Here is a 416-nt window from a genome sequence, read left to right as displayed (position 1 = left end):
GCTGGGATTGGCACTGTTGTTTGGGTCAGCCATGCTGGCCAGGCGCGGTTATTGGCCGAATATGTGTTTTACTCATTCGCTTTTGTTATGGGCTTCGTGTTTCTGCTTGTCCTTCGAGTGATATGGGCTGGCTGGCAGGATTTCCGTCGGCAGGGACTTGCAGAGAAGCGGATTAGCCTGTCGTGGTCGGATTCCGGCGTGGAGGTTGGCGACGGTGTGTCGTTCAGTCATATCGCCTGGCGGGACGTTCGGCGGGTGCATGTTTCGCGCGGGATCGTTTTGATTGAGTTCATCAACCTGACCCGTTTGATCGTGCCAAGACGCGCGCTGACTCAGTTGCAGATCGACGACCTTTTATCCCGGCCGGCGGCTGTCTGATTATTGTTTTGGGGCACGCGACTGGGGCCGTTCTCCAA

At 56.5% G+C, this 416-nt stretch carries 1 protein-coding gene; it reads left to right on the top strand.

What is annotated here, in order from left to right:
• The coding region (locus R5H29_RS08170) for a YcxB family protein (RefSeq protein WP_332329046.1) at positions 1-378 on the top strand (378 nt) is incomplete at its 5' end.
• Positions 379-416 lie beyond the last annotated feature (38 nt).

Source organism: Stenotrophomonas sp. A3_2, from assembly GCF_036624925.1.
In the GTDB taxonomy this organism is placed as follows: domain Bacteria; phylum Pseudomonadota; class Gammaproteobacteria; order Xanthomonadales; family Xanthomonadaceae; genus Stenotrophomonas; species Stenotrophomonas hibiscicola.
Note: the sequence above shows the minus strand (reverse complement) of the source record. Positions and strands in the feature narration are given on the sequence as shown.